This window comes from Candidatus Arthromitus sp. SFB-turkey (assembly GCF_001655775.1).
GTDB classification, from domain to species: Bacteria; Bacillota; Clostridia; order Clostridiales; family Clostridiaceae; genus Dwaynesavagella; species Dwaynesavagella gallinarum.
Window position 1 is genome coordinate 34,558 of record NZ_LXFF01000009.1, and the last position, 22,896, is coordinate 57,453.

A 22,896-nucleotide genomic window follows, 5' to 3' on the forward strand; every position below is an offset into this window, starting at 1 on the left:
AAAATATTATTAAATTTTCACATCTTACTTTTCAAATCCTCAGCTATCTTCTCAATTTTTCTCAATCTATGTAATACGCCTGATTTACCCAAAGGAGGTTTTAAAAACATCCCCAAATCTTTAAGTGACATCTCCTTATATTTTAATCTTATCTCAGCTATTTCTTTCAAATTTTTAGGTAACTTATCTAACCCAATCTTATCATCAATAAACATTATAGCCCTAACTTGCCTTACAGAAGTTATTATAAGTTTATCTTCATTAGCTTCTATGCAATTTCTAAGTCGATTTTTATTATTACTATATTCTTTTTTTACCCTAATATTTTCAAAATCTAAAACCGCATTACAAGCTCCTATTGTACCTAAAATTTTCGAAATATTATCAGCTTCTTTAATATACACTACATAATAAATTTTTCTTTTAATTATTTTACTATTAAAACCATGATAATTTAAAAAATCTCTAAAATAAATAGAAAAATTTAAATTTTGAATAACAAATTCTAAATGATATCCTTTCTCCGGATTACTCATGCTACCACAACCAATAAAAACACCTTTTATAAAACTTTTATATTCTATAAAATCATAATCAAATTTATCATTTACACTTATACTATCACTATTTAAATTAAATATATCTATTTCCTTAAAAAAATCAACCATAAATTTACTATTAATTTTTAAAATATAATTATTTATCTTAGAAAAACATTCTATTCTTTCAATATTAAATATAAATTTGTTACTAAAATATTCTAAAAACATATTTTGAACATAATCTATTATATTTTTATTTTCACTAGAAATTTTAAAACTAACTTTATTCACATCACTTAAATCAAATATCCCCATAACTTTTATTATTCCTATAACTTCACTTAAAGCTTTTTCATAAGTTTTAGGAAAATTAGAGCAAAGTTCTTTTTTTATACCAAAAGAAAATGTCATAGTGAATCCCCCAATAATTTTAAAAATCAATTTATATTAACAATATCTATTATAAGTTTAGAAAGTTTTTCCCCATCATGTCTTATAAAATTATTTTTAATTTTAATTAAATTTTTTTTTATTACTTTGGTATTAATTTCACATAACTTATCATCATCACAAATAACTTGTTTCGAATTCTTACAATTATATTTTTCAAGAACGTAATTATTTAACGTTTTATTATTAGCTATTACATAATCTATATTTAAAATATTAGTATTCTTAAAAATACTAATAACATGATCATATAAAGTATAATCATCAGTTTCACCAGGTTGAGTCATTATATTAGATATATAAATTTTAACCCCTTTATTAATATTTATCGCATCACAAATGCTACATATTTTTAAATTAGGCAAAATACTAGTATAAAGACTACCTGGTCCTAAAATGATTGCATCTGCATCTAAAATTTCAGCAATACAATCATCTAAAGGTTTTACATTATCAGGAGTTATAAATATTTTTTTAATTTTTGTATTATATTTAATAACCTCATTAGGTATTTTAGATTCACCTTCAACAATAATTCCATTTAAAAGTTCTGCTTTTAAAACTACACTCTCAGTAGTAACTGGTAAAACCTTTCCTGTTATAGCCAACACTTCACTAACCTTTTTTATAGCTTCCTCAAAACTATTTGTAATTCCAATCATTGCTGCTATAAAAAGATTACCAAAATTTTGATTTTTTAAATTTCCTTCTTTAAATCTATATTTTAAAAGTTCTTTCATTACAGGTTCAGTATTGGCAAGTGCTATTAAGCAATTTCTTATGTCTCCAGGAGGTAATATTCCTAATTCACTCCTAAGAACCCCTGAACCTCCACCATCATCTGCAACAGTAACAATTGCAATAACATTATTTGTAAATTTCTTAATTCCTCTAAGTATATTAGAAATCCCTGTACCTCCACCTATAACAACAATTTTAGGATTATCATTTAACTTATCAATTACACCCACATTAAATCTCCTAAATAAAATATTAACTAATATTTCTATCTAAATCTCTATGTTCAATAATTAACTTATATTTATCATACTTATGAAATCTTAAATAAATTTCTTGCGATATGGCAACAGATCTATGCCTACCACCTGTACATCCTATACCTATTACTAATTGTTTTCTACCTTCTTTTAAATAATTAGGCAATAAAAATTCTATTAAATCACACACTTTATCTAAAAAAATATTTGACTCATTTCTACTTAAAACAAACTCTTTTACATCTTTATCTAATCCAGAAAAATTTTTTAAATGCTTTATATAAAATGGATTTTCTATAAATCTAACATCAAATACTAAATCACATTCTATAGGTATTCCATACTTATAACCAAAAGAAATAACCTCTATTATAAAATCATTATCTAAATGCTCTCCCAACATAAATTGCTTTATTTTTTCTTTTAATTCTCTTACTTTTAAATTCGAAGTGTCTATAATTAAATCTGCTTTATTTTTAAAAAACTCCAATTTTTTCCTTTCTATTAATATTCCATTTAAAATTTTTCCATCGTAAGATAGAGGATGAAGCCTACGTGTTTCTTTAAATCTCCTAATTAACACTTCATTTGAGCAATCTAAAAATAATATTCTATAATTTATAGAACTAATTTTAAACCATTCTAACATATCATCAATGTAATCAAAAAATTGTCTTCCTCTTATATCTATAACAAATGCTATTTTAGAAACATTTCCATTTGTATATTTACAAATTTCTCCAAATTTTTGTATAAACTGTGGAGGCATATTATCAATACAAAAATATCCTAAGTCTTCTATTTCTCGTATTACTTCAGTTTTTCCCGCTCCAGAAAGTCCAGTAACTATAACAAATTCCATAATCAATTCTCCTTATCTTCTCCTATAATCCTAACTTCAAGCTCCAATTCAACTTTAAAATTTTCATAAACCTTTCGCTTTATAATATCTATCAGTTCTAAAACATCTTTTGAATTTGCACAAGATCTATTTACTATAAAACCACAATGTTTATCAGAAACCATAGCATTCTTGTGTATATATCCTCTAAGATCTGAATCTTCTATTAATTTACCTGCAAAATAACCCTCAGGCCTTTTAAATACACTACCTGCAGATGGATAATCTAATGGCTGCTTTAAATTTCTTCTAATTGTAAAATCATTAATATTTTCCTGAATTTTATTTTTATCACCAAATTGGAGCAATATATCACAATCAATAACTACATATTTTTTTTTCATAATCACAGTACTTCTATAACCAAAATCCATATTTTCATTATATATATCAAATATATTTCCTTCATAATCCATAACTTTTACCTTATGTATAACATGACTCATTTCACCGTCATAAGCTCCAGCATTCATAGTAACAGCTCCTCCAATTGTACCTGGAATACCACAAGCAAATTCAAACCCAGACAATGAATTCTTACATGCAATATTAGAAATATCACATAATTTTGCTCCAGCTTTGGCATTTATTATATTTTCTTTAACACTTATTTTATTAAACTTAGTTAAGTTAATTACAATCCCTCTAATTCCACCATCTTTAACTATAATATTAGAACCAGATCCCAAAATAAAATAAGGAAATTTTTTATCTATAATTTCTTTCATTGACTTAATAAATTCATACTCAGATTCAGGAAAAATCATAATATCACATGGTCCACCAATATTAAAAGTTGTATGTTTTTTCATTGATTCGCTTATTTTAATATTCTCATCTTTTAAAAAATTTTTTAAAAAATATATCAGCCTTTCATAATTACCATGCATATAAACTTTCTCCTTACATTTTATTTATTACTTTTAAAAAACTCTAAAATAGAATTACTAGATTTTTTATCCATGCTAGGAACCTTCAAAAGTTCATCAAAAGATGCTCTTTTTATAGAATTTATATCTTTAAAATATAACATCAGTTCTCTTCTTCTTTTACTTCCTATATTAGGAATTTCATTTAATATAGATCCAAGTCCTCTCTTATCTCTAAGTGTTCTGTGATATGATATAGCATATCTATGAACTTCATCTTGTACCCTTGTTATGAATTTCATTACACTAGAATTAATATTTATATTAATTTCTACATTTTTATAAATAAGTCCTCTTGTCCTATGCTTATTATCCTTAACCATACCACAAACTGGTATATTGATATTCATTTCTTCTAAAAGCTCTTCAACTAAATTAACATGTCCTCGTCCACCATCAATTAAAATTAAGTCTGGAAATACACAAAACTTTCCACTAGTATATACCAAACTTCCTTCTTTTAACTCTTCTATTTCTCTAATGCCATGTTTAACTCTTCTTAATACTACTTCTTTCATACTTTCATAATCATTAGATCCTTGAACACTCTTTATTCTAAACCTTCTATATTGCGTAGTATAAGGCAATCCATTATTAAAAACAACCATACTACCAACAGAATCAAATCCACTAATATTAGATATATCATATGCCTCAATTCTCTCTAATTTTGAATTAATTTTTAATATCATAGCTAACTCATTTAAATATGTTTTATCTTTACTTTCCAATCTCAAATTCTTTTTAGATTTAAATTTTCGAAGCATCATTTTCGCATTAACTTCAACCAAATCAAATAAATTTTTTTTATCTCCTTTTTTAGGAATCCTAAATTCAACTTTTCTACCTGCTTTTACATTAATCCATTTTTCTATACTATCTTTATCAAAAAATTCAGGAGAATATATAAAATTTGGAATTTGAGCTGTACCTCCATAGAAACTTTTTATAAATTGTTCAATTATACTTTCTTTAAATTCACCATAAATATTTTCAAATATAAAATGATCTCTTCCTACAATTTTACCATCTCTTAAAAAAAATATTTGAACACAAGCATCATTATCATCTTTAAAAATATTAATATAATCTTCTGATTTATGGTTACCTAAAAAAATCCTTTGTTTTTCAAAAATTAAATTTATATTAGATATTTTATCTCTAATTAATAAGGCTTTCTCATATTCAAATTGTTCATAATAATAAGTCATCTTCTCTTCTAAAGATCTAATAAATTCATTTTTATTTTTTCCAGATAAAATTTCTATAACTTGATTTATTATATTGTTATATTCTTCTTTAGATACAAGACCAAAACAAGGTGCATTACATTTTTTTATTTGATAATACATACATGGTTTACAAGATATAGTTCCTTCTTTTATAAACAACTTACAATTTCTAATAGGAAAAATATTTTTCAAAACACTAATAATTTCATTAACAGCACTGCTTAAAGTAAAAGGCCCAAAATATAAATTACCATCTTTTATATAATTTTTAGTGGAAAATAATCTTGGAAAATCTTCATTTACTGTAATTTTTATAAACGGATATGTTTTATCATCTTTAAGGAGGATATTATACGGTGGATTATATTTTTTTATAAGATTATTTTCAAGTATTAATGCTTCAATTTCATTTTGAGTAACAATATATTCAAATTCTTTAATATACTTTACAAGTGTTTTTGTTTTTTCTGAATGATTTTGAGATTTTTGAAAATACTGAGAAACCCTCTTTTTTAAATCCTTAGCTTTTCCTACATATAAAATCTCTAACTTATCATTTTTCATTATATAAACACCTGGAGAATGTGGCAAAATACTAACATTATACTTTAAATCAAACATAAATAATCTATTACTCCATTTAAATCATTTTAATAAGTTAATAGCTTTTTCCATAACTTTAGCCGCAATATAGGAAGCAATTCCTCGTCCTTCTCCACCCTCTTCAACTATAACAGATACAGCTACAATTGGATTATCATAAGGAGCAAACCCAATAAACCAAGAATGAGGAATTCCATCTATACCATTTTTTTTATAATCTGCAGTACCTGTTTTACCAGCAGCATTTATAGTTAAAAATTCTTCAATATGGGATAAATTTTCATTTACTACACCCCTCATATAATCTTTTAAAATATCAGATGTATCTTGTTCCATAACCTTAGAAAGTACATAAGGTTTATTTTTCTTTATAATATCCAAATTATAATTTAAAATTTCAGATATTATATATGGATTATTTAAAATTCCATTATTCGCTACAGCACTAGCCATCATAGCCATAATAAGTGGTGTTGATAATACCCCTCCTTGACCTATACCACTTTGAGCTATAAGTCCAACCTCATTTGATTGTAATTCTGGAAAATAACTTTTTAATACACTAAATCCTTCAATATGTATATTTTTATTAAAATAAAATTTTTCAGCATATTCTTTAAGCAATTTATTTCCTAATTCAATAGCAAGCTCTCCAAAAACAACATTGCTAGAATTAACAAAAGCTTCCTTCAAATTAATCTCTCCATAAGATTTTTCGTTCTGATTAGAAAGTTTTTCCTCTTGATTAAATGCTATATATCCTTTATCTAAGAATATTCTATTTTGAATATCTTCAATGTTTTCAATTGATGCAACTGAAGTTAAAACTTTAAAAGTAGAACCTGGAGCATATCTACCATTTATAGCTCTATTATAAAGCGGAGCATTATCATCTTTAGAAACTTCATTCCAAACTTCGTCTATATTATTAGGATCAAATGAAGGTTTACTAATCATAGAATATATCTCACCAGTACTTGGATTCATAACTATAATAGCTCCTTTATTATTACCTAAAATATCATAAGCATATTGTTGTATTTCTTTATGTAAAGTTAATTTTACATTACTTCCCATCAAGTCATTATTATCAAAAATTTTTAAAATATTACTTACAAATCCTCTAGGTTCTCTCAAATATTCATCCATATAACTTTCAATTCCATCCATACCATACTTATTATCAAAATATCCTATCGGATGTAAAAACGCTTCCCCATAATTATATATACGTTCTTGATATCTATCATTTTTTTCACTATAAACTAATATTTCATTATTTCTATCTAGAATTCTTCCTCTAATAAATTTGTTTCTATCTTCATATACCCGTCTATTTAATTCATGTTTAGCATAATATTCAGATTTAAATACTAAAAAATATACAAGAGATGAAAGAATAATAAAAAATAATATTGAAAATATAAAGAATACTATCTTTACACTTTTAATCATAAACTTTAATCCCTTCCAATACCTTTTGTATTATAGCAAACATAATAAACATACTTATTATAGAACTACCACCATAACTTATAAATGGTAGAGTAACTCCAGTAAGTGGAATTAAATTAAGAATACCTCCCAATATTAAAATAGCTTGAAATGAAATTAAAACAATTAAACCTAAAATTAACAAAACACTTTCAAAATTCTTTTTAATTAAAACACTTCTTCTAAATACTCTAATAAAAAATAAAAAATATAATGTTACAATTAATATCCCCATAATAATTCCAAATTCTTCAACTATAGAAACAAATATATAATCTGTATAATTAACTGGAATAAACTCCAAATTCCCTTTATATAAACCTCTACCTAAAATACCCCCAGATCCCATAGAAAAAAATCCTTGTAAAACTTGATATGATGCTCCATTAGGATCTCTTTCAGGGTTTAACCATGCACTAATTCTAACCCTTACATGACTAAATTTATTATAAGCAACTACTCCTCCTATTAAAGTAGATATAAAACTAAATAACAAAAATTTATATTTAAAAGTTTTCATATAGTACATAAGCATGCTTACCAAAAAAACAATTAACGCAGTTCCCAAATCTTTCTGCAAAACCAAAAATAAAATAATACATAAAAGTAAAAACATAGATACATATTTATCTTTCTTACTTCTATTATCTCTAAGTACTGATGAAATATAAAATATTAAAAATATTTTTCCAAATTCAGAGGGTTGAAATGTTATACCAAATAAAGAAATCCAATTTTTAGATCCATTAACATATTTTCCAAATAAAAAAGATAAACTCATTAAAAAAAATGTTAAAATAAAATATATCCATTTAAATTTATAAAATACACTTATATCCTTAACAAAAAACATAAATAAAAAATAAATAAAATACCCAATTATAATAAATATCATTTGCTTTAATGCAACATTATTACTTATTCTATATAAAATAACTATACTGATTAAAATAAATATATTTATAATTAAATTTAAAATTTCATCAACATCAAATAATAAAGAATTTAAAATTCTATTTATAATTACTAGAAAAAAATACGAAATAATTAAAATAAATAAGTGCATATCTATTTTTTTCTTAACTATTATTATGTTTAAAAACATAACAAAGGCCATAAGTAAATTTAAAACAAAAAATATTTTAGGATATGTAAATTCTTTTTTCATGTAATCACCATCATTCTTTTACTAATTTAAATGAAGTATTTAACACAATTATTTCTTCATTTCCTTGAAGTTTAACTTTACCTAAAATATTATTATTACCAATTTTTATACAATCTGTATTATTTAAATTTTCTGCATATATTTGATTATCATGTACAAAAATAACCAATTTTACTAAATAATCGTATATATTTTCTAATACAATATCGTTATTAGCTTCATTTCCTATGGATATATATTTATTTATTAATATTTTATCTCCTAAAATCAAGTTATCTTGATCAGAACTTTTTATCTCTAAAAATAAATTAAAACATGAATTTTTAAAATTAAATATAGTTAAAAAATCATAAACATAATATTTTATAACAATTAAAACGATTAAAAACAAAATAAAAGTAGCAATTATTGAAATAATTCTTGAAATCAATTCCCAAAAATTCATACTACCTCTGCTTAAAAAATTTTATAAATATTTCCTTAAATATTTACCCGTATAAGACTTTTCTACTAAACAAATTTCTTCAGGAGTACCTGTGGCAACTATAGTCCCACCATTAATTCCTCCTTCAGGTCCCAAATCTATTATATAATCCGCATTTTTTATAACATCTAAATTATGCTCAATTACAACTACCGTATTTCCACTATTAACTAAAATCTTCAAAATATCTATAAGCTTACTCACATCATAAATATGTAATCCAGTTGTAGGCTCATCTAAAATATATAACGTTTTACCTGTACTTTTTTTAGATAATTCATTAGCAAGCTTAACTCTCTGAGCTTCACCACCTGAAAGAGTTGTAGAACTTTGCCCTAATCTTATATAAGATAAACCAACATCATTTAAAGTTTTTATTTTGTTATATATTCTTGGTATAGCTTCAAAAAATTCTAAAGCTTCACAAACTGTCATATTCAATACATCTGAAATATTTTTTCCTTTATATCTAACTTCTAAAGTTTCTTTATTATATCTACTACCTTTACAAACTTCACAAACAACATATACATCAGATAAAAATTGCATTTCTATTTTTATCATACCATCACCTTGACAAGCTTCACACCTACCACCTTTTACATTAAAACTAAATCTTCCTGGTTTATACCCTCTAACTTTTGAATCATTTGTATTTGAAAATAATTCTCTAATAATATCAAACACTCCAATATATGTAGCAGGATTCGATCTAGGTGTTCTTCCTATAGGTGATTGATCTATATCAATTATCTTATCAATATTATCTATACCTTCTATTTTTTCAAATTTATTTAACTTTTGATTATGTCCATTTATGTATCCTTTCACACCTTTATATAAAACCTCATTAACAAACGTGCTTTTTCCGGAACCTGAAACTCCTGTTACAATTGTTAAAGTTCCTAAAGGTATTTCTACAGATAGATCTTTTAAATTATTTTCTCTAGCTCCAAATACTTTTATAAAATTACCATTTCCTTTTCTTCTCTCTTTTGGAGTATCAATAAATTTATCTCCTCTTAAATAAGCTCCAGTTATAGATTCATCACAACATAAAATTCCATTATAATCGCCCTGATAAATTATATTACCACCATTTTCACCGGCAAATTTTCCTACATCAACTATAAAATCTGCTTCTTTTATAGTATCTTCATCATGTTCAACAACTACAACAGTATTTCCAATATCTCTAAGATTCTTAAGTGTTTTAATTAACATATCATTATCTCTTTGATGAAGTCCAATACTCGGCTCATCTAAAACATATAATACTCCAACAAGACTTGAACCTATTTGAGTTGCTAAACGAATTCTTTGAGATTCCCCACCTGAAAGAGTGGATGCTGTTCTTGATAAACTTAAATAAGATAAACCAACATTGTTTAAAAAAGAAAGTCTACTTGTAATTTCATTTATAATAGGATCAGCTATAATTTTATTTTTATCTGTTAATTCTATATTTTTAAAAAATTCAAGAGAATCAACAACACTCATACATGTTAATTCATAAATATTAACTCCTCCAAATTTTACAGATAAAACTTCTGGTCTAAGTCTAGCCCCATTACAACTTTCACAAACTTTATTTGTCATATATTTTTCAATTTCTCGCTTAACATAATCAGAGCTACTTTCTTTATACCTTCTTTTTAAATTATTTACTACACCTTCAAATTTGTGTTTATATGTATTTTCTACCCCTTCCCTTTCATACTTAACAAATATTTCATCATCTACTCCAAATAATATTTTTTCTTTTAAATCCTCACTCAAATTCTTAAATGGTTCTTTTAAAGAAAATTCAAACTTCTTACTCAAAGCTTTAAATATACTAAAATTCCATCCTCCTTCTTTAAAAGAATTTTCCCCAAAAACTTTTATTGCTCCATCTAAAATAGACAATTCATCATTTTCAATAATAAGTTTAGGATCTATCTCAAATTTCCTACCTAATCCATCACAATTATTACATTTTCCAAATGGTGCGTTAAAAGAAAAACCTCTAGGTTCAAGTTCTGATATACTAACCTGACATTCAATACAAGAAAATTTTTCAGAAAACAGTAATTCTTCTCCTCCAATTACATCTATTAAAACAACTCCTTCTGAAAACTTTAAACTAGTTTCAACAGATTCAAAGATTCTAGCTTTTGATGAATTTTTAATTACAATTCTATCTACTAATATATCTATAGAATTCTTTTTATTTTTGTTTAAATCTATATCATCACTTAATAAATCATAAACATCTCCATTAATTCTCACCCTAACAAATCCATGTTTTTTTATATTTTCTATTAATTTTTCATGTTTACCTTTTTTATTTCTAACAACAGGAGATAAAATCTGAATTTTAACTCCTTCTCCAAGATTCATAACACTATCTACTATTTGATCTATAGTTTGACGCTTTATTTCACGACCACATTTATAACAATGTAAAACTCCAACTCTAGAATACAACAATCTTAAATAGTCATATATTTCAGTTACTGTACCAACTGTTGAACGTGGATTTCTAGATGTAGTTTTTTGATCTATAGATATAGCCGGAGAAAGTCCTGTTATAGATTCAACATCTGGTTTATCCATTTGTCCTAAAAATTGTCTTGCATATGTAGAAAGTGATTCTACATACCTTCTTTGCCCCTCAGCATAAAGAGTATCAAAAGCTAAAGAAGTTTTTCCAGATCCAGACACTCCAGTAAATACGATTAATTTATTTCTTGGAAATTTAACATTGCAATTTTTTAAATTATTAGCTCTAGCACCTTTTATCTCAATATAATCCATAAAATCCTCTCAAAATCAAAATATAGTTTTTCTAATCTCTTTTACAAAATCTCTAATTTCCATTGCTTTTTCAAAATCTAAATTTTTAGCATGCTCCTTCATCTCTTTTTCAAGTTTTTCAATTAATTTGCTTCTTTCTTTAAAATCTTCAGGAATTTTTATATTAATTTTACTCCTAGTTTCTTCATTTGATATTTTAGTAGCTTGTATAACTTCTCTTATATCTTTAACAACAGTTTTAGGAACAATATTATTTTCATCATTATATTTAATTTGAATTTCTCGTCTACGTTTTGTCTCATTTATAGCTCTTTCCATAGATTTTGTAATAACATCTGCATACATTATAACTTTACTTTCAGAATTTCTAGCTGCACGTCCTATTGTTTGAATCAAACTTGTTTCAGATCTTAAAAAACCTTCTTTATCTGCATCAAGTATAGCAACTAACATTACCTCAGGTATATCAAGACCCTCTCTTAAAAGATTTATACCCACTAAAACATCAAATTTACCAATTCTAAGATCTCTTATAATTTCCATTCTATCAATAGTTTTTACATCAGAATGCATATATGTAGTTTTCACATTTAATCCATTTAAATAATCAGTTAAATGTTCAGCCATTTTTTTAGTAAGAGTTGTAACAAGAACCCTAAATCCTTTTTCAATAACTTTTACAATTTCCCCATATAAATCATCAACCTGACTTTCCACAGGTCTAACATCAATAACAGGATCTAAAAGTCCAGTAGGTCTTATTATTTGTTCTGCAATAACTTGTTGGTTCTCCTCTTCATATTTAGAAGGAGTAGCAGAAACAAAAATCACTTGATTAACCTTGTCTTCAAACTCTTCAAACTTTAAAGGTCTATTATCATAAGCACACGGAAGCCTAAACCCATACTCAACTAAAGAATCTTTTCTAGACTTATCTCCTGCATACATAGCTCTTATTTGTGGTATGGTTACATGTGACTCATCAATAAAAATTAAATAATCCTCAGGAAAATAATCAAATAAGGTATAGGGCATACTCCCTTTTTCTCTACCATCCATAATCCGTGAATAATTTTCAATTCCGCTACAATATCCCATTTCCCTAAGCATTTCTATATCATAATTAGTTCTCTCTTTAATCCTCTGAGCTTCTAATAATTTCCCATTATTTTCAAAATATTTAACTCTCTCATTAAGCTCAATATTTATCTCATTAATAGCATTTTCTACTCTTTCTTTTGAGGTTGCAAAGTGAGACGCTGGATAAATGGATATATGTGAAATTTCAGAAAAAACTTTTCCAGTTAAAATATCAAATTCATTTATTTTTTCAATCTCATCTCCAAAAAATTGCACCCTTATTCCAACACTAAAGGTAGAAGCAGGAACAATATCTAAAACATCTCCTTTAACTCTAAATGTTCCCCTTGAAAAATCTATTTCATTTCTTTCATATTGAATTTCAATTAATTTTTTTATAACTTCATCTCTATCTTTAATCATTCCAACACGAAGATTTATAACAAGATTTTTATATTCATTAGGATTACCAAGACCATAAATACAAGAAACAGACGCAACTATTATAGTATCTCTTCTTTCTATTAAAGAAGAAGTAGCAGAGTGACGAAGTTTATCTATTTCTTGATTTATTGAAGCATCTTTTTCAATAAAAGTATCAGTGTGAGGTACGTACGCTTCAGGCTGATAATAATCGTAATAAGACACAAAATATTCAACTGCATTTTCTGGGAAAAACTCACGAAATTCAGAACACAATTGTGCGGCTAAAATTTTATTATGAGCAAGTACTATAGAAGGTCTTTGAAGACGTTCTATTACATTTGCCATAGTAAATGTTTTTCCTGATCCTGTAACTCCTAAAAGGGTTTGAAATTTATTACCTTTATTAATTGAATCAACTAAAATGTCTATTGCTTTAGGTTGATCACCCATAGGTTTAAACTTTGAATTTATTTTAAATATTCCCATATATATCCTTTCATAAACATGAATTAAATTTACAAAGTAACTTGATTTTCTATTAATTTAACTCTCTCAATCTTTTTAAATATAAATTTTTCAACAAAAATTATTAACTCATGTAAAACCCAAATTAATATTAAAGATACAATATTTTTTTTAAGTAAACTAATAAATAAAACAATTATACCATAAACAAAAATCAAAACACCTGAAACAAATTTTCTGTATTTAAATGAAATATTATAAAATTTTCTATTATAAAATATCATAAAAATTATAGGAAATTTATTTAAAATAAGAGGTAAATATAATTTACCTTTTAAAAAATTATTCTCTTTCATACTAAAAACTTCAACTTGCTTTAAAGAAAAAATTATAAATAACCCTTCAAAAATATGTAAACTAGATATTAAAAACATAATTTCATTTAAAGAAATTTCAATATTTAAAACCTTACAAATTAAATAAACTAAAGTTCCACTAAAACTTATACAAATATATTTTCTTTTTAAAAAATATAACAAAATACTTATAATAAAAATTAATACCAAAATTTCTATATTTAAAAACGAAATCCTAAAAATTTTCATCATAAAATTAAATATAAAATTAAATATAACAACAAAAACTACATTTCTAAATATAAAAAAAAGGGAGTAATAAATACTCCCATTATAACTTTTTGAAAAATTAAAATAATTTAAAACAAAAGCTAAAGAATAAACATAAAATTTTAAAATCATTAACTATATACCTTCTCCTTTATGATTTGAAGTGCCTTTTGATACTGTGGATCTAATTTTTTCAAAAGCTCCTTATCTCCCTTAGCACCTTCTCTATTTTTCACATATTCATCTTGAGTATAATCAATTTCTATATCAGGTTTAATTCCAATCTCATTAATATATTCACCATTTGGAGTATAATATTTTGAAACTGTAACTTTAAATCCACTTCCATCACCAATTTCAAAAACTCTTTGAACAAGACCTTTACCAAAAGTTTTTTCACCAACAAATGTAGATCTACCATGATCTCTTAAAGCTCCAATAAAAACTTCTGATGCACTTGCACTACTTGCATTTCCTAATACAACCACATGAACATCTTCAGCAATTCCTTTTTTAGCTTTAATCACTTCACTTCTTCCGTATTTATCATCTGTTGAAACTATAACAGATCCTTCAGATAAAAACTCCGATACAATATCAACACATTCATTCAAAAGCCCACCTGGATTACCTCTTAAATCAATTATTAACCCCTCAGATTTTAAATTTTCTAAAGCCTCTCTAACCCCTTTAGCTGAATTTTCATCAAAAGAATTTATTTTAATATATCCAATTTTTTCATCAAGTTTTTCATACTCTACAGGCAATATAGTAATTTTTTCCCTTGTAATATCAAAATTAATTTTTTCTCCATTTCTATCAATTACAAGAGAAACAGTTGTTAATTCCTCACCTTTTATAAGACTAATAGCTTTATCAATATTGTCAATATCCTCTCCTGAAACATTTGCTATAATATCTCCAGGATAAATTCCAGCTTTATATGCAGGAGAATCATCAAATACAGATACAACTACAACCTTATCATCTTTATACGCAACTTGTATTCCAATTCCAACATATTCTCCCTTGCTTCTTAAATTAAACTCTTCAAATTCTTTTTTATTCATATAAACAGTATAAGGATCACCTAGAGAATCAAACATTCCTTTTATAGCCTCATCAACTAAAAGCTCACTATCAATCTCTCCGTTATAAGTCTTTTGAAGTACATCTTTAACTAAAAAAATCTTCCTATAATCATTAGCATCCTCAGATAAAGAGCGTATACCTCCTAAAGAATAAGGACCAAAATTAAAACCAAATATGTAGGATACAACATTTGTAAGTAGCAAAATAATAATACCTAAAATAATAACTAATGTATGTTTTCTCTTACCTTCATCTTTAACATCAGAAGATATTTGTTTAGGCATATCACTCTTAATATCTAGTTCACTACCATTGTTGTCATTAATATTCATAAAATCCTCCAAATCTTAATTGACAATACATTTATTATTTCATTAAACATGTTTAAATATTCAAACTCAAAATATTTAAACTTTTAGAAACTTTCTAAGAGATACTATACTTCCAACTATACCTACTAAAATACCTATTGATAAAAAATGAATTACTAACTGAATCAAAATAAAATTAGGAGAAACCAAATAAGAAAACAAATTTTTATCTATCAAAACTTTATAAATAGACGAATATACATAATAAACAATTCCAATGGATAAAACTCCACCAATAGCTCCTAAAATCATACCTTCTATAACAAAAGGCCATCTTATAAACCAATCAGTAGCACCAACAAATTTCATTATATAAATTTCTTTTCTCCTAGAATAAATAGTAAGCTTGATTGTATTCATTATTAGAAACAAGGATACTAAAATTAAAATAAAGGATAACACCGCCCAAGCTACTTTAATAAATGAAGAAATTTTAGAAACTTCTCTAACTAATACCTTATCACTACCTATGTCATCAATCCCTTCAAAACCTTCCAATTTTTCTTCAATTCTGTACGATATTTCTGGAGAAGTTATCTTTACAACATAAGAACTTGGAAGTGGATTATTAGTCTCATCATATCCTTCAATCATCCACGCATAATCTTTAAGTTGCTCCCTAAAATTTTTAAGAGCCTCACTTTTACTTTCATAATAAACCTCACTAATACCTTCTACAGACTCAATTGCCTCTTTAACCGCTTGTTGCTGCTCTACAGTTATTGAATCTTTTAAATATACTTTAAGCTGAAGTCTAGATTCTACATCATTAACATTTGTAACAATAACATTCATTATAATTAAAAAAATTCCATATATAGTAAGCGTAACTACAATATTTACAATAGTTGCTATACTTATAGTTTTATTTCTAAATAAACTTTTGACGGCATCAATTGTAAACCCCTTAAAACTAGAAACTTTCATTATTCATATTTTCCTCTCTTCTCATCTCTTAATAACACACCACGTTCAATTGCAATAACACGCCTTTTCATTCTATCTACAATATCTTTTGCATGAGTAGCCATTAAAACCGTAGTCCCTCCTCTATTTATGTCTTGAAGAAGTGCCATTATTTCAAGAGCCGTATCTGGATCTAAATTTCCTGTAGGCTCATCTGCTATCAAAATAGAAGGGTTGTTAACCATAGCACGAGCGAGTGAAACACGTTGTTGTTCTCCTCCAGATAATTCATGTGGAAACACTTTATATTTATCTGAAAGTCCCACTAAACTTAAAACCACAGGAACTCTCTTTCTAATTTCCTTTTCATCTGCTTCAACAACTCTCATTGCAAAAGAAACATTTTCATAAACATTTAAATTTGAAATTAATTTAAAATCCTGAAAAACCATTCCAATACTTCTTCTGTGATAAGGTATATCCCTTCTTTTTATAAGACTTAAATCTTTATTATTTATTATAACCTTTCCGCTTGTAGGTTTTATTTCTTTCAAAATCATTTTTATAAAAGTAGACTTTCCAGCTCCACTAGAACCAACTAAAAAAACAAATTCTCCCTGTTCAATAGATAAACTAACATCAACTAATGCTTTAACATTTTTTTCGTATATTTTCGAAACTTTTATAAAATCAATCATAACAAAATTTCTCCCATTTTACATGATAAAAAACATTATAACACACATTTAAATTAATATTTATTCATTTTTATTTTAAACATATTAAAAAAAAATTAAAAATATAATTTGCACTTTTAATATTAAAATCTTCTCTTTATAATTCTTAATATCAGAAAACTTTAAACAAAAAAAGGAGTTATATGAATACAAGAAATATAATCAAAATTAGTTTTTTAGGTATTTTAATTACAGTTTTTAGTTTTATAAAATTACCTGGAATAATTCCAGGAACTGAGTTTCAAATTTCAGCTCCTGTTGCCGTTGCTATTTGTGCTGTATTTGGATTTAAAAATTACATACTTGCAGGAATTCTCTCAAGCACACTTACATTTTTCTTAGGAACTCATAACCTTTTAAACATTTTAAACGCATTTATATTTAGAGTTGTTGCTGGAGGAATAATTCACTTTTCAAATAAAAACATATTATTTATATCAATATCAGGTCCCATAGGATCTTTTGTATCAAGAATTATGCTTTCTATTATAACAAAAGCAAATTTTTTATCACTTTTAGTTCCCTCTATACCTGGGATGATTTACACTTTATTTACAGCATACCCAATTACAAAAATATTTGAAAAATTAGTTAAGAAAGAAGGTATTAAAAATAAATAAAAATTTATTTTCAATTAAAATGCGTGGTGCATCTCCTGTTGACCATAATCTTGGGGGAGTTCATATATCTGGCGCTGAATGTATAACTCATGAAAGTATGATAAAAGAAGAGGCTTTAAATTTAATTCACAGAGCACTTAATCATCCAAAAGGAAAATCAGATTTTATAAATATATCAATACAAAAAATACATGAACATACTCAAATAAATTATATACCTCCGCTTACTATAACCACTCTTGACAAAAATGAAAATGAATTATACCCAAATTTAATTTTAGAAAAAATAGGATTTTCTAAGGATAAGATACAAAAAACCCTAAACACTTTATTAAATTTAAAAAATTTAAAAGGAGCTCTTATAATTTCTTTTGATGATTTTTTTGAATTTAGAGATAACATTGTAAGATGTACTAACATGGATTATGATATTTCAATAAAAAATGAGCTTAATGATTTTTTAATCAAAAATAATTTTAATGGAAAATATTTAAAAGAAGCTCTTTGTTTAAGTTCTAAAATATGTAATGACCCTAATGTACTTTGTGAAGTTTGTATATCTGATGATAAAAATTACACTACAGGATATATTTCAAGCAAAACTTTTGGGTATGTTAGAATTAAAAATTTCAAACCAATAAACCATGATTTTGGAGGACGAATTATTTTTATAAAAGACAAACTTAAATTAAATTCAACTATAGAGTATTTAAAAAATTCTGTGGTACTAATAAATTCAATTCCTAAAATTAACTCAAATTGTTGGTGGAAAAATGTTTGATTTAAAAAATAAACTTGAAAATATAAAAAACAACAACCTTTTAAGAAATTTTTATGAGTTTTCCTCACCTCAAAATAAAAATATAACTTTAAATGATAAAAACTTTTTATTGTTTTCATCAAATAATTATTTAGGATTTTGCACAGATTCAGAGCTAAAAATTTCTTCTATAGAAACTATAAATAAATTTGGAGTAGGATCTGGTGGGTCAAGACTTACAACAGGAACAACAACTCTGCATAGAGAATGTGAAAATTTAATTTCAAAATTTAAAAATAAGGAAGATTCTATTTTATATAGTTCAGGGTACTTATGTAACGTAGGTTCAATTTCTTCGTTATTTTATGAAGACTTTGTTATTTTTTCAGATGAATTAAACCACTCAAGTATAATATCTGGAATTAAATTAACTAAATCAAAATGCGTCATTTACAAACATTCTGATATTAATGATTTAACCAAAAAAATAAAAGAAAATTCATCTATTGAAAAAAAAATAATAATAACTGATGGTGTTTTTAGCATGGACGGGGATATTTGTAAACTAAATGATTTAATGGAAATTTGTTATAAATTTAATTGCTATTTATACATAGATGATGCTCATTCAACTGGAGTTCTTGGAAAAACAGGTGCTGGTACTTGTGAACATTTTAATATATCAGATGAAAAAATTATATTAATGGGAACAGGAAGCAAAGCCCTAGGATGCGTTGGAGGATTTATTTCTTCAAACTCTTTAATTATAGATTATTTAAAAAACACATCAAAAACATTTATTTTTTCAACTTCTCAAACACCTGAAAATGCAAAAACTCTATCAAATGCAATAATTAAATGCACTGAATATGAATCTCAAAGAGATTATTTAAAAAAGTTAAGTGTATACCTAAGAAACTCTCTTAGAGATATTGGTTATTCCGTCATAGATGGAATAACACCAATTATTCCTTTAATTTTAAAAGATGAAAAATTATGTTTAATCTTTCAAAAAGAGTTAATGAATAAAAATATATTTTTAACTCCCATAAGGCCTCCTTCTGTTCCTAAAAATACAAGTAGGCTAAGGATAACATTATGTTGTAATCACACATACGAAGATATAAACTATTTAATAGACTGTTTAAAAAGTCTTTATTTAAAATATGAAAAACAAATAAAAGGGGAAATTTTATGATAAATAAAATATTAAGTTTAAGAGACAAAATAATAAATGGATATGAAATAACCTTTGAAGAAGCAAAAGAGTTAATAGAAATTGATCACGTAAATGATTTAAATTCTATGAATGCTCTTATAGATTCAGCAAATGAAATTAGAAAAACCTTTTCTGGAAACAATCTAGATCTTTGTACAATTATGAATGTTAAAAATGGAAATTGTTCAGAAGATTGTAAATATTGCGCTCAATCAGCACATTATAAAACAAATATAACTCCTTATGCTTTCTTAGAAGAAAAAGAGATAATTGAAAGAGCGAAAGAAGTTGAAAAAAAAGGTGCTCACAAATTTTCAATGGTTTCAAGTGGACGTGGCCCTTCTGACTCTGAAATTAATAAAATATGTTCAATATATGAAAAACTAAAAGAAGAAACAAATATATCTCTTTGTGGATCATTTGGAATCCTAAAAGAAGGACAAGCAGAAAAATTAAAAGAAGCAGGAATAACAATGTATCACCACAATCTAGAATCTTCTAAAGAATTTTATAAAAATTTATGTTCAACCCACACTTTTGAAGATAGAGTAAACACAATAAAACTTGTTCAAAAAGCAGGTCTTAAAGTATGTAGTGGCGGAATACTTGGAATGGGTGAAACTCCAATAGATAGAATAAATTTAGCATTTGAGCTTAAAAAATTAAATGTTGATTCAGTTCCTGTAAATATTTTAACAAAAGTTCCTGGAACTCCTTATGAAAATAATGAGCCATTACATAAAATGGAAATTATTAAAACAATTGCCGTATTTAGACTTATTCTTCCAAAAGCTCAAATTAGATATGCAGGAGGAAGAATGCAACTTGAAGAACTTCAAGAACTAGGACTTAAAGCTGGAGTTAATGCAATGCTTACTGGAGATTTTCTAACAACAACTGGAAGTAATATAGATAAGGATAAAGAACTTGCAAAGCGTATGGAGTTTTCAATAACAAAATGAAAAAATTCTTTATAACAGGAACAGATACAGACATAGGAAAAACTTTTGTAAGCTCACTACTATTTAACAATTTAAATGAAAACACTTGTTATTACAAACCTGTACAAACAGGATGTGCATTTGAAAAAGAAACTTTAATAATTCCAGATTTAGATTTTGTAAAAAATAATTCAAAATTTAAAAAAAGTGAAAATTTTTATTGTTCATACCCACTAAAATACTCCCTATCTCCCCACCTATCTTGTAAAAAAACAAATACAGAAATAAATGTTTCAAAAATTATAAGTGATTATAAAAATCTTGAAAACAAATTTAAAAACATAATAGTGGAAGGAGCTGGAGGGGTTTTTACACCTATAAACGAAAACAATTATTTCATTTATAATTTAATAAAAGATTTAAATTTAAATACAATTGTAGTTACAAGTACAAAAATAGGAACTATAAACCACACAATATTAACCTTAAACCATTTAAAACAAACTGGTATTAAAATTTCTGGAATCGTGTTTAATAAATTTAAAAATACCTATTATGAAAAAGATAATATAGACTTTATAAAAAACTACTCTAAAATATCAAACACTTTAATATTACCTGTGCAAGAAGAAAATTCAAATTTAATATGTAATGAAGTATTAAATTTTATAAACAGTATATAGGAGGAATGTATTTTGGATCCGCTTCAAAAAAAAGACTTAGAAAATATATGGCATCCCTGCTCACAAATGAAAGATTATGAAAATTTTCCACCAATAATAATAGACAAAGGGGAAGGAATTTATTTATATGACATACACGGAAAACACTATATAGACGCAATATCTTCATGGTGGGTAAATCTTTTTGGACATAACAATAAAAGAATAAATAATGCACTAAAAAAACAAGTTGATTCCCTTGAACATGTTATATTTTCAAATTTTTCACACAAACCTGCAATAGAATTATCTGAAAAAATACTAGAGGTTTCCCCAAAAGGATTATCTAAAATCTTTTTTGGAGATAACGGCTCTTCTGCTGTTGAAATTTCACTTAAACTAAGTTTTCAATATCATAAACAAATAGGATTTAAAAATAAAACAAAGTTTATTTCTTTAAAAGATGGATATCACGGAGAAACAATAGGTGCTCTTTCCGTTTCAAAAACCCCTCTTTATTCAGAAATATATAATGAAATTCTAATACAAACTATAGAAGTTAATTCACCTAACTGTTTTAGATGCCCTTATTTAAAGACTAGAGAAACTTGCAACACAGAATGTTTTCTAGAAATGGAGAAAACAATAAAAGAAAATCATCAAGATATAACAGCAGTAATTATAGAACCTATGGTTCAATGTGCTTCTGGAATGAAAATGTATCCTAAAGAGTATTTAATAAAATTAAGGGAACTAACAAAACTTTATAATATTAACTTAATTGCTGATGAAATAGCAGTTGGTTTTGGAAGAACTGGAAAATTTTTTGGAGTAGATCACGCAAACATAACTCCAGATATAATGTGCGTATCTAAAGGACTTACTGGAGGATACCTACCATTATCACTGGTCATTACAACAAACGAAATATACAACGCATTTTATGACGACTATGAAAAATTAAAATCTTTTCTTCATTCACACAGCTATTCTGGAAATCCCCTTGCATGTTCTGTAGCAATAGAGACATTAAACATATTCAAAGAGGAAAATACTTTAGATAAGTTAAAACATAAATCTAAATATTTAAAAAATTCCGTAGAAAATCTTTTCAAAGATTTAGATTATGTTGGAGAAATTCGATCAATGGGTATGATTTGTGCAATTGAACTTGTAAAAGATAAAAAATCCAAGGAACCTTTTGATTTTAAAGATAGAATTGGATATAAAATTTATAAAATAGCACTAGAAAATTCTCTAATATTAAGACCTTTAGGAAATGTTTTATATTTTATGCCACCATACATTATAACAAATCAGCAAATCGATGAAATGATAAATATAGCACTTTTTTCATATAAAAAATTTTTCAAATAAAAAGGTAGCCAATT

The 22,896-nt window shown here is 25.7% G+C and carries 20 protein-coding genes; 6 read left to right on the plus strand and 14 right to left on the minus strand.

From position 1 onward, the window contains the following. Positions 1-17: 17 nt before the first annotated feature. The 14 genes from whiA to ftsE form a co-directional block, all read right to left on the minus strand. Positions 18-953, minus strand: coding sequence for a DNA-binding protein WhiA (gene whiA / locus A6P36_RS01265; RefSeq protein ID WP_066760397.1), 936 nt, complete (start codon positions 951-953; stop codon positions 18-20). Between the two features lie 26 nt (positions 954-979). Next, positions 980-1,963 (minus strand): gluconeogenesis factor YvcK family protein, encoded by a 984-nt coding sequence (locus tag A6P36_RS01270; protein WP_066760398.1) that lies wholly within the window; start codon positions 1,961-1,963, stop codon positions 980-982. A 22-nt stretch (positions 1,964-1,985) separates the two neighbouring features. Continuing rightward, complete coding sequence (gene rapZ / locus A6P36_RS01275) at positions 1,986-2,852, minus strand: RNase adapter RapZ (protein ID WP_066760399.1); 867 nt, start codon at positions 2,850-2,852, stop codon at positions 1,986-1,988. A 2-nt stretch (positions 2,853-2,854) separates the two neighbouring features. Next, a complete protein-coding gene (gene murB, locus A6P36_RS01280) occupies positions 2,855-3,781 on the minus strand; it encodes a UDP-N-acetylmuramate dehydrogenase (RefSeq protein WP_066760400.1) in 927 nt (308 codons plus the stop codon). Positions 3,782-3,801: 20 nt separating this feature from the next. Further along, positions 3,802-5,673: an excinuclease ABC subunit UvrC gene (gene uvrC, locus A6P36_RS01285; protein ID WP_066760401.1), complete on the minus strand. Its 1,872-nt coding sequence runs from the start codon at positions 5,671-5,673 to the stop codon at positions 3,802-3,804. A 24-nt stretch (positions 5,674-5,697) separates the two neighbouring features. Further along, positions 5,698-7,110 carry a peptidoglycan D,D-transpeptidase FtsI family protein gene (locus A6P36_RS01290; protein ID WP_066760402.1) on the minus strand — a complete coding sequence of 471 codons (1,413 nt, stop codon included), beginning with the start codon at positions 7,108-7,110 and terminating at the stop codon, positions 5,698-5,700. After that, the gene (locus A6P36_RS01295) at positions 7,103-8,317 is read right to left on the minus strand and encodes an FtsW/RodA/SpoVE family cell cycle protein (RefSeq protein ID WP_066760403.1); all 1,215 of its coding nucleotides are present in this window, start codon (positions 8,315-8,317) and stop codon (positions 7,103-7,105) included. The genes A6P36_RS01290 and A6P36_RS01295 overlap by 8 nt, the downstream gene beginning before the upstream one ends. Positions 8,318-8,327: 10 nt before the next feature. Further along, positions 8,328-8,762 (minus strand): hypothetical protein, encoded by a 435-nt coding sequence (locus A6P36_RS01300; RefSeq protein WP_066760404.1) that lies wholly within the window; start codon positions 8,760-8,762, stop codon positions 8,328-8,330. Between the two features lie 21 nt (positions 8,763-8,783). After that, positions 8,784-11,600, minus strand: coding sequence for an excinuclease ABC subunit UvrA (gene uvrA / locus A6P36_RS01305; RefSeq protein WP_066760405.1), 2,817 nt, complete (start codon positions 11,598-11,600; stop codon positions 8,784-8,786). A gap of 15 nt (positions 11,601-11,615) precedes the next feature. After that, positions 11,616-13,592, minus strand: a complete 1,977-nt coding sequence (gene uvrB, locus A6P36_RS01310; protein ID WP_066760406.1) for an excinuclease ABC subunit UvrB — start codon at positions 13,590-13,592, stop codon at positions 11,616-11,618. Between the two features lie 29 nt (positions 13,593-13,621). Further along, complete coding sequence (locus A6P36_RS01315; protein WP_066760407.1) at positions 13,622-14,329, minus strand: hypothetical protein; 708 nt, start codon at positions 14,327-14,329, stop codon at positions 13,622-13,624. Further along, positions 14,329-15,621 carry a S41 family peptidase gene (locus A6P36_RS01320; RefSeq protein WP_082917531.1) on the minus strand — a complete coding sequence of 431 codons (1,293 nt, stop codon included), beginning with the start codon at positions 15,619-15,621 and terminating at the stop codon, positions 14,329-14,331. The genes A6P36_RS01315 and A6P36_RS01320 overlap by 1 nt, the downstream gene beginning before the upstream one ends. Positions 15,622-15,696: 75 nt before the next feature. After that, entirely contained in the window at positions 15,697-16,587 is an 891-nt protein-coding gene (gene ftsX / locus A6P36_RS01325) for a permease-like cell division protein FtsX (RefSeq protein ID WP_066760408.1), read from the minus strand. Then, positions 16,587-17,264 (minus strand): cell division ATP-binding protein FtsE, encoded by a 678-nt coding sequence (gene ftsE / locus A6P36_RS01330; RefSeq protein WP_066760409.1) that lies wholly within the window; start codon positions 17,262-17,264, stop codon positions 16,587-16,589. The genes ftsX and ftsE overlap by 1 nt, the downstream gene beginning before the upstream one ends. Positions 17,265-17,446: 182 nt before the next feature. Between ftsE and A6P36_RS01335 the strand changes: the two genes are divergently transcribed. From A6P36_RS01335 to bioA, 6 genes are read left to right on the plus strand one after another with little or no spacing between them, the layout of a single operon-like run. Beyond that, on the plus strand, positions 17,447-17,923 hold the full coding sequence (locus A6P36_RS01335) for a hypothetical protein (RefSeq protein WP_066760410.1): 477 nt from the start codon (positions 17,447-17,449) through the stop codon (positions 17,921-17,923). Positions 17,924-17,942: 19 nt separating this feature from the next. Then, positions 17,943-18,704, plus strand: coding sequence for a 6-carboxyhexanoate--CoA ligase (locus A6P36_RS01340; protein WP_066760411.1), 762 nt, complete (start codon positions 17,943-17,945; stop codon positions 18,702-18,704). Next, positions 18,697-19,881, plus strand: coding sequence for an aminotransferase class I/II-fold pyridoxal phosphate-dependent enzyme (locus A6P36_RS01345; protein ID WP_066760412.1), 1,185 nt, complete (start codon positions 18,697-18,699; stop codon positions 19,879-19,881). The genes A6P36_RS01340 and A6P36_RS01345 overlap by 8 nt, the downstream gene beginning before the upstream one ends. After that, positions 19,878-20,864 carry a biotin synthase BioB gene (gene bioB, locus A6P36_RS01350; RefSeq protein ID WP_066760413.1) on the plus strand — a complete coding sequence of 329 codons (987 nt, stop codon included), beginning with the start codon at positions 19,878-19,880 and terminating at the stop codon, positions 20,862-20,864. Before A6P36_RS01345 ends, bioB begins: the two co-directional genes overlap by 4 nt. Beyond that, on the plus strand, positions 20,861-21,526 hold the full coding sequence (gene bioD / locus A6P36_RS01355; RefSeq protein WP_066760414.1) for a dethiobiotin synthase: 666 nt from the start codon (positions 20,861-20,863) through the stop codon (positions 21,524-21,526). The genes bioB and bioD overlap by 4 nt, the downstream gene beginning before the upstream one ends. 12 nt (positions 21,527-21,538) lie before the next feature. Beyond that, entirely contained in the window at positions 21,539-22,882 is a 1,344-nt protein-coding gene (gene bioA, locus A6P36_RS01360; RefSeq protein WP_156507947.1) for an adenosylmethionine--8-amino-7-oxononanoate transaminase, read from the plus strand. Positions 22,883-22,896: the final 14 nt, after the last annotated feature.

Coding starts and splice junctions, on each gene's coding strand:
- whiA (WP_066760397.1), bottom strand. CDS start 953: ATGACATTTTCTTTTGGTATAAAAAAAGAACTTTGCTCTAATTTTCCT.
- rapZ (WP_066760399.1), bottom strand. CDS start 2,852: ATGGAATTTGTTATAGTTACTGGACTTTCTGGAGCGGGAAAAACTGAA.
- murB (WP_066760400.1), bottom strand. CDS start 3,781: ATGCATGGTAATTATGAAAGGCTGATATATTTTTTAAAAAATTTTTTA.
- uvrC (WP_066760401.1), bottom strand. CDS start 5,673: ATGTTTGATTTAAAGTATAATGTTAGTATTTTGCCACATTCTCCAGGT.
- A6P36_RS01290 (WP_066760402.1), bottom strand. CDS start 7,110: ATGATTAAAAGTGTAAAGATAGTATTCTTTATATTTTCAATATTATTT.
- A6P36_RS01295 (WP_066760403.1), bottom strand. CDS start 8,317: ATGAAAAAAGAATTTACATATCCTAAAATATTTTTTGTTTTAAATTTA.
- A6P36_RS01300 (WP_066760404.1), bottom strand. CDS start 8,762: ATGAATTTTTGGGAATTGATTTCAAGAATTATTTCAATAATTGCTACT.
- uvrA (WP_066760405.1), bottom strand. CDS start 11,600: ATGGATTATATTGAGATAAAAGGTGCTAGAGCTAATAATTTAAAAAAT.
- uvrB (WP_066760406.1), bottom strand. CDS start 13,592: ATGGGAATATTTAAAATAAATTCAAAGTTTAAACCTATGGGTGATCAA.
- A6P36_RS01315 (WP_066760407.1), bottom strand. CDS start 14,329: ATGATTTTAAAATTTTATGTTTATTCTTTAGCTTTTGTTTTAAATTAT.
- A6P36_RS01320 (WP_082917531.1), bottom strand. CDS start 15,621: ATGAATATTAATGACAACAATGGTAGTGAACTAGATATTAAGAGTGAT.
- ftsX (WP_066760408.1), bottom strand. CDS start 16,587: ATGAAAGTTTCTAGTTTTAAGGGGTTTACAATTGATGCCGTCAAAAGT.
- ftsE (WP_066760409.1), bottom strand. CDS start 17,264: ATGATTGATTTTATAAAAGTTTCGAAAATATACGAAAAAAATGTTAAA.
- A6P36_RS01335 (WP_066760410.1), top strand. CDS start 17,447: ATGAATACAAGAAATATAATCAAAATTAGTTTTTTAGGTATTTTAATT.
- A6P36_RS01340 (WP_066760411.1), top strand. CDS start 17,943: ATGCGTGGTGCATCTCCTGTTGACCATAATCTTGGGGGAGTTCATATA.
- A6P36_RS01345 (WP_066760412.1), top strand. CDS start 18,697: ATGTTTGATTTAAAAAATAAACTTGAAAATATAAAAAACAACAACCTT.
- bioB (WP_066760413.1), top strand. CDS start 19,878: ATGATAAATAAAATATTAAGTTTAAGAGACAAAATAATAAATGGATAT.
- bioD (WP_066760414.1), top strand. CDS start 20,861: ATGAAAAAATTCTTTATAACAGGAACAGATACAGACATAGGAAAAACT.